Origin of the sequence: Alcanivorax sp. (genome assembly GCF_014762765.1) — a bacterium.
In the GTDB taxonomy this organism is placed as follows: domain Bacteria; phylum Pseudomonadota; class Gammaproteobacteria; order Pseudomonadales; family Alcanivoracaceae; genus Alcanivorax.
This window is the reverse complement of record NZ_JABURH010000160.1, coordinates 1-7,051: the sequence shown is the minus strand read 5'-3', so window position 1 is coordinate 7,051 and position 7,051 is coordinate 1. Positions and strand designations below refer to the sequence as shown.

6 protein-coding genes are annotated in these 7,051 nt (G+C 60.1%); 3 read left to right on the top strand and 3 right to left on the bottom strand.

Annotated features, from left to right (window positions below):
• Positions 1 to 1,149 (bottom strand): ergothioneine biosynthesis protein EgtB (gene egtB / locus HUJ17_RS11960; RefSeq protein ID WP_290510904.1); only part of this gene is annotated, 1,149 nt, incomplete at its 3' end.
• Positions 1,150 to 1,304: 155 nt separating this feature from the next.
• Here egtB and HUJ17_RS11955 point away from each other — a divergent pair.
• Positions 1,305 to 2,075: a 3-hydroxyacyl-CoA dehydrogenase gene (locus HUJ17_RS11955; protein WP_290510903.1), complete on the top strand. Its 771-nt coding sequence runs from the start codon at positions 1,305 to 1,307 to the stop codon at positions 2,073 to 2,075.
• A 161-nt stretch (positions 2,076 to 2,236) separates the two neighbouring features.
• Here the strand turns inward: HUJ17_RS11955 and ppnN are convergent, their stop codons facing one another.
• A complete protein-coding gene (ppnN, locus tag HUJ17_RS11950) occupies positions 2,237 to 3,604 on the bottom strand; it encodes a nucleotide 5'-monophosphate nucleosidase PpnN (RefSeq protein ID WP_290510902.1) in 1,368 nt (455 codons plus the stop codon).
• A gap of 399 nt (positions 3,605 to 4,003) precedes the next feature.
• Between ppnN and HUJ17_RS11945 the strand changes: the two genes are divergently transcribed.
• Complete coding sequence (locus HUJ17_RS11945; protein WP_290510901.1) at positions 4,004 to 4,219, top strand: hypothetical protein; 216 nt, start codon at positions 4,004 to 4,006, stop codon at positions 4,217 to 4,219.
• Between the two features lie 30 nt (positions 4,220 to 4,249).
• On the opposite strand, the gene dinB is transcribed toward HUJ17_RS11945, so the two are convergent.
• On the bottom strand, positions 4,250 to 5,353 hold the full coding sequence (gene dinB / locus HUJ17_RS11940) for a DNA polymerase IV (protein WP_290510900.1): 1,104 nt from the start codon (positions 5,351 to 5,353) through the stop codon (positions 4,250 to 4,252).
• A 72-nt stretch (positions 5,354 to 5,425) separates the two neighbouring features.
• Between dinB and HUJ17_RS11935 the strand changes: the two genes are divergently transcribed.
• Positions 5,426 to 7,051: FAD-dependent monooxygenase (locus tag HUJ17_RS11935; RefSeq protein WP_366471178.1), on the top strand; the 1,626-nt coding region annotated here is incomplete at its 3' end.

Below are 7,051 nucleotides of genomic sequence, written 5' to 3'. Positions count from 1 at the left end.
GCTGGCGCAGGAGCCGCCGCGTAGCACCATCTGGTTGCACATGAACTTGCCGTTGTATTCGCCCACGGCTCCGGCTGCGGCCTGAAACCCCGGGTAAGGCAGATAAGCGCTGGCGGTCCACTCCCAGACATCACCGAACAGGTGCATCAGGCCTGTCTCGCGGGCCGCACCAGCTTGGTAGATGCCGTTGTCCACAAAATTTCCTTCCGGTGGCTGTGCTGCTGCAGCGTGCTCCCATTCCTGTTCCGTGGGCAGACGTTTGCCCGCCCAGCGGGCATAGGCATCCGCTTCGTAGTAATTCACATGGGCGAGAATCTGCCCATGGTGTAGCGGTTGTAGCCCGGCCAGAGTGAAGTGCCGGTCAAGGTCCTCGTGCCAGTAAAGTGGTCGCTGAATATGTTGTGCCTGCACCCAGGCCCAACCGTCCGACAGCCACAACTCCGGTCGCTGGTAGCCGCCATCGTCGATGAAGGCGCGGAACTCACCGTTGGTGACAGGTCGGTTTGCCAGTGCAAACGGCTCCAGCCAGACCCGATGGCGGGGCGTCTCATTATCGAAGGCAAAGCCATTCTCGTTGGCTCCGATTTCTACCAGGCCGCCGTTGAAAGGCGTAAAGCCCAACGGAGCAACCTTGTCTGCTGCGGTGAGCGGCTGGCCGATAGCCGGTGCCAGGGGGTTGAAGGAGAGGCTGTACTTCAGGTCGGTCAGCAGCAATTCCTGGTGCTGTTGCTCATGGTTGAGCCCCAGCGTTATCCGATCTGCCAAGGCCGGTTGCGCTTCGATAAGACGAGCCATGGCCTGATCAACTTGCCGTCGCCAGGCATAAACCTCTTCGCCGGTGGGGCGCGAGAGAAGGTGACGTTGCGGGCGGGAAAACTGCTCACCGATGCCGTTGTAGTAGCTGTTGAACAGGTATTCGAATTGCGGTTGAAATACCCGGTAGTCGGGCAGATGAGGCTTGAGTAGAAAGGTTTCGAAGAACCAGGTTGTGTGAGCCAGGTGCCAGCGCGGCGGGCTCACGTCGGCGCAGGCCTGCAAGCCCATGTCCTCGGTGAGCAGGGGGGCGCAGAGCTGTTCGCTGAAGGCCCGGATACGCTGGTAGCTCGCCACCAAGGTGGCGTTGGCGTCCTGTCTGGCGGTATCTGGCAAGGTTTTCCCTCCTGGCCGGTTGTCAAAGATTGGCACCCAGTTTGAGCGAAAGCAACAATGTGACGCGTGAGCGGGCTGGGTATACTGCCGGGCAGCATTTGTAATGGGCTGTTGCCGCTGGAGCATCGACAGCCCGTTAACCACAAGGAGAGCATATGAATATTACCGATAAAGTTGCCGTGATTACCGGCGCCGCGTCCGGTCTGGGCCAGGCCACCGCTGAAGCCATTATCGCCAAGGGCGGAAAGGTCATGATTCTGGATCGTGACGACAAGCGCGGCCCGGAAGTGGCGGCGGAGCTGGGCGCCAATGCGGCGTTTGTGCAGACCGACGTGACCGACGAGGAATCCGTGAAGGCAGCCATCGACGCCACCGTGGAAAAATTCGGTGCCATCCATGTGTGTGTGAACTGTGCCGGTGTGGGCTCTGCCATGAAGACCGTGGGGCGCGAGAACAAGCCTCATGATCTGGGCGTGTTCAACATGGTGGTCAAGATCAATCTGGTCGGTACTTTCAACGTGGCCCGTCTGGCCGCTGCCGCCATGGCGGAAAACGAGCCGGGCGAAGATAACGAGCGTGGTCTGATCGTGAACACGGCTTCCGTAGCGGCCTTTGATGGCCAGGTAGGTCAGGTGGCGTATGCCGCCACCAAAGGCGGTGTGGTCGGCATGACCCTGCCCATCGCCCGGGACCTGGCGCCGCTGGGAATCCGCTGCAATACCATCGCCCCGGGTATCTTCAACACCCCGCTGATGAATGCGGCACCGGACAAGGTGAAAATGCCGCTGATCGAAATGACCCAGTTCCCCAAGCGTCTGGGCAACCCGGCGGAATACGCTCAGTTGGTCTGCCACATGATCGAGAACAGCTTCCTCAACGGCGAGACCATCCGTATTGACGGTGGCATCCGTATGCAGCCGCGGTAAGAAGAGCAGTAACAAGCTTCAAGCTACAAGCTGCAACACGACAGAACGTTGTGTTTTCTCAACGCAAGAGGCCGCGCCCAAAGAGTGGGCGCGGCCTCTTGCGTTGGGGAATAATCCAATCAGAATCGCGTTGTAGCTTGTAGCTTGTAGCTTGTAGCTTGTCACCCCACCAACGCATAACACGGCTCGTAATGACTCCCCGGCAACTTCATACGATGCTGTTCCACAAACGCCTTGAGCAGCTCGTCCAGGTGTGTCATCAGCTCACCTGGCGCATGCAGGCGGAAGGGACCGTATTGTTCGATGGCGTGGATTCCCTGTTCCTTCACGTTGCCCGCGACGATGCCGGAGAAGGCCCTGCGCAGATTGGCGGCCAGAAGATGAACCGGCTGGTTGGGGCTGAGATCCAGGCCGGCCATGGCCTCGTGGGTGGGCTCGAAGGGTTGCTGAAATTCCAGGGGAATATTTAATCGCCAGTTGAAATAGAAAGCGTCGTCATTGTCACGGCGGAACAGTGTGAGGCGGTCGATGCCCACACACAAGGCAAGGGCCACGGCTTCCGGGTCGTCGATTATGATCTGGTAACGTTGTGTCGCGCTGTCTCCCAGCGTCTCACGAATAAAGGCATCGACCTGGCGAAAGTAGTCCGCACTGCTGGCCGGGCCAGTGAAAACTACCGGCAAGGGCATATCTGCATTGTCCGGATGCAGTAGCACGCCGAGCAGATAAAGGATTTCCTCGGTGGTGCCGACACCGCCAGGAAACACGATGATGCCGTGCCCCACCCGTAGAAATGCCTCCAGCCGTTTCTCGATATCCGGCATGATCACCAGCTCGTTGACGATGGGGTTGGGGGCCTCGGCGGCGATGATGCCGGGCTCGGAGATGCCCAGATAGCGGCCGCCCTTGAAGCGTTGTTTAGCGTGGGCCACATGGGCGCCCTTCATGGGCCCTTTCATGGCGCCGGGCCCGCAGCCGGTGCAGATATCCTTGTGGCGCAGGCCAAGCTGATAACCCACGCTCTTGCTATAGTCGTACTCTTCCCGGGAAATACTGTGGCCGCCCCAGCACACCACCATGTTGGGAGAGGCTCCGGCCCGCAGTGCTCCGGCATTGCGGAGAATATGGAATACAGCATTGGTGATGCCCTGGCTGCTGTTCAGATTGAAGCTGTCGTTATTCTGGATCTCATTGGCCACATAAACGATATCGCGCAACACCGCAGACAGGTGCTCGCGGATGCCGCGGATCATACGTCCGTCCACGAAGGCCCCGGCAGGGGCATTGTCCACCTTGAGCCGCAGTCCCCGATCTTCCTGGATTACCTCGATATCAAAATCCTTGTAGGTCTCCAGCACCTGGCGGCTGTCATCAGTAGGGGTGCCGCAGTTGAGCACCGCCAAGGCGCAACGGCGCAGCAGCTCGTGCAGGCCGCTCCCGGAGGTGTCACGCAGGCGTTCGACTTCGTGCTGGCTGAGCACTTCCAGGCTGCCTTCCGGGGCAACAATGGTGGATACCGTTTCGGTCATAGGGTCGGGTCCGTCGCAAAATAATCGTTATTCGGGCAAATTTAGCCGCCTTGCCCCGCTACACAGTCGCGTCGCTTGAGGCGCGAACCTTGCTTTGGCAAGGAAGCCGCCCGCAGGGCGGTCAAAACGTCGCCGTCCCATCCCAAAGACAGCGACACTTTCCAAGAGTACCTCAGATGACAATCCCTGTGAGTGAAGAGTTGCAATGAGGCTTGACAGACTCTTTTACAATTTTCCGGGAACGCCTTGTCTCCACAAGCGTCCCAATCTCTACAAGGTCTGGCACACTGACTGCATGGTTGACCTATGTCATCTGGCTGTCTTGAAGGATCGTCATACTTGGTCGATTGGGAACCGGCGAAAGCCGGCCCGTTAATGAGGTTTTACCTGGAGCAAAGCATGTTGCTCAAATATCTGAATCAGCTGGAACAGGCGGTCAAGGCTGCCTCCGAGCACCCGGATACGGATACCGTGAACCGCTGCGCCGATTGCGTGGCCACCCTGGATGCCTATCTGGACGCTCAGATGGAGCCGGTACAGCGCCGGGGGCGTGAACTGATGGAGGGGCTGATTCCTGCCCACCTGCAGAACCGCGTCTGTCAGCGGTTGCACTGACCCCCGCGAACTCCAACCTACGCAACTGCTTCACAGCCGATTCCGCTGCTGCCGCAACGCTTTCTCTCTTTCTTCCGGAAACAGGTCCGGCTGCTGCGGGGCTTTCAGGTCGCGAAGGCGGGCGCCGATGCCGATCAGGCGGGCTGGGCCCGGGCGGCGTTCCCACAGTTGTCGCAGCAGCGCCTCGAAATGGGCCGGATCCAGATCGTCGCCTGCCTTGTCGCAGCTTAAACTGACGAAATCCTGATACTTGACCTTGGCGGTGAGTCCGCTGATCAGATAATGCTGGTCCAGCTTGGCGAAGCGGGTCTTGAGCTTTTCCAGTAGCCCATCCAGCTCCCGCAGCCAGGCATTCAGGTCGGGCTGGTCCTTGTCGTAGGTACGCTCCACGGACACGGATTTGCGCCGCCTGCCGGTTTGTATGGGCCGATCATCTTGCCCCCGACTCAGGTGATAGAGCCGCTCGCCGAAACTGCCGAAATGCCGGGACAGCTCCAGCCGGCTCATGCCCTGCAGATCGCCACAGGTATGCAGGTTGAGGCCGGCCATGCGCTCGGCGGTAACCCGGCCTACGCCAGAGATTTTTTTTACCGGCAGGGCGGCCACGAAGGCTTCCACCTGGGCCGGCGGAATCACAAAGAGCCCGTCCGGTTTGCGCCAGTCGCTGGCTACTTTGGCGAGAAACTTGTTGGGCGCCACGCCAGCGGACACAGTAATACCCAGTTCCCGGCGAATATCCTGCCTTAACGCCTCGGCAATGCGAGTTGCGCTATTATCGAACTGCTCACTGGCGCTCACGTCCAGAAACGCCTCATCCAGCGACAACGGCTCGATCAGGCTGGTGTAACGGCGGAAGATGTCATGGATCTGTGTGGAGACCTTGCGATACTTGTCGAAGTTGGGGGGTACAATCACCAGTTCCGGACACAGGCGCAGGGCCTGGGATGAGGCCATGGCCGAATGCACGCCGAAATGGCGGGCCGGATAATTACAGGTGGCAATAACGCCGCGCCTGTGGGGATCGCCCCCCACAGCCACAGGCCGGTTGCGCAAGGACGGGTCGTCACGCATTTCCACGGCGGCGTAGAAGCAGTCGCAGTCCACGTGGATAATCTTGCGTGAGGCCTGTGCCATGAATGAACTCTGGGATGTGGCAGGATTGGAAATCGGGTTGCCTGTGATGGGCTACCCTGAGGAGAGTGTAACATCGGCATTACCGGTAACCGCACACCGCAGGTCCTGATTGTTGGCGCTGGCCCCACCGGCCTGGTGCTGGGGATCGGCCTGCGTCGACACGGCATTGATTGCTGCATTATTGATCGGCTCGCGGAGCCATCTCCCTGGTCCCGGGCGCTGGGGCTGCATGCCCGCAGCCTGGAAATTTTTGCCGCCCTTGAAGTGCTGGCACCGATCCGCAAGGCCTCGCGCACCATGCGGGCAGTGTCTGTCTATGGTGACAAGGGCTTCCTGTTCGAGCTGGATCTGACCAGCCTGGATGCCCCGTACCCCTGGGTGCTGAGCTGCCCCCAGTCCGATGTGGAAAAAGCCCTGACCGAACGTTATCGCAGTCTTGGTGGCGAGTTGGTCCGCGGCACGGAATTACTCGATTTCACCCAGGATGGCGCCGGCGTTCGCGCCCGGGTACGACAGGGCATCGAGGTGGAAACCATCACCTGTGGCTTGCTGGTCGGAGCCGATGGGGTTGGCTCCACAGTACGCCAGCAGTTGGGTATCGGCTTCAATGGCGTCGATTACGACGAGCATTTTCTGCTGGCGGACGTGGACTGGCAGGGACCCTGGCGCAATGACAGTTCCCACGGTTTCCTGCAGGAAGCGGGGTTACTGATTGCCTTGCCATTGCCGAAGGGGTGGCGGTTGATCATGGCCCGCGATGAAGACTGGGAAGGCGAGCTGAGCTTGCAGCCCTTTACGGATCGGCTTACCAGCATCCTTGGTGAGGCCCCGGAGCTGGGTGAACCACGCTGGATCAGCCGCTTTTCCGTGCAACGGCGACTGGCCCATCACTATCGACGCAACCGGGTGTTCCTGGCCGGCGATGCCGCCCATGTGCAGAGTCCGTTAGGCGCCCAAGGCATGAACACCGGTATCGCCGATGCTTTCAACCTGAGCTGGAAACTGGCCTTCTACCTCAAGGGCTATGGTAGCGGTGCCTTGCTCGACAGTTACGAGCAGGAGCGCAAACCCGTGGCGGAGAAAATGTTGCATGGGGTTGACCTGCTGTCGCGGGCCTCGCTGGTGAAGCTGCCGATGCTGCGCCGTACGCGTGATTCTCTTCTGAAAATGGCCGGCGGGCGGCCCGGGCTCACCCGGCGCTTGTTGCGTACCGCCAGCCAGCTGGACGTACATTACCGTCAGTCGCCGCTGGTGGACTGTGGCCCTGAAGCGGAACTGGGCTGGCGCAACCGGGGGCCATTGCCCGGTGACCGTCTTCCTGATGCCGCCTTGAGTTCTGTTCGTACCGGTCACCTCCATCAACTCCATGATCTGCTGCGTAAACCGGTTCACCACCTGTTGCTGCAATTGGGCGAGAGCCCGAGCCATAAAGAGCGGCTGGTGCTGTATGCACTCAGCGATCGTCTGGGTCAGGAATACCGTGAGCGCGTTCATCTGACTGTGATCGTGACTCGAGATACGCCGATGGATGAGATCCCCAGGGAAGGCACCATCCGTATTTGGCGGGACCACCAGGGCGAGTTTGCCGCTGCTTTCGGTGAGGGCCCGAGAATGTGGCTGATGCGCCCTGACGGGCACCTGGGCTACCGGGCGCCGGTGAGCAATGCGGATCATCTTCTGGGGTATCTGGATACGGTG

Coding starts and splice junctions, on each gene's coding strand:
- HUJ17_RS11955 (WP_290510903.1), top strand. CDS start 1,305: ATGAATATTACCGATAAAGTTGCCGTGATTACCGGCGCCGCGTCCGGT.
- ppnN (WP_290510902.1), bottom strand. CDS start 3,604: ATGACCGAAACGGTATCCACCATTGTTGCCCCGGAAGGCAGCCTGGAA.
- HUJ17_RS11945 (WP_290510901.1), top strand. CDS start 4,004: ATGTTGCTCAAATATCTGAATCAGCTGGAACAGGCGGTCAAGGCTGCC.
- dinB (WP_290510900.1), bottom strand. CDS start 5,353: ATGGCACAGGCCTCACGCAAGATTATCCACGTGGACTGCGACTGCTTC.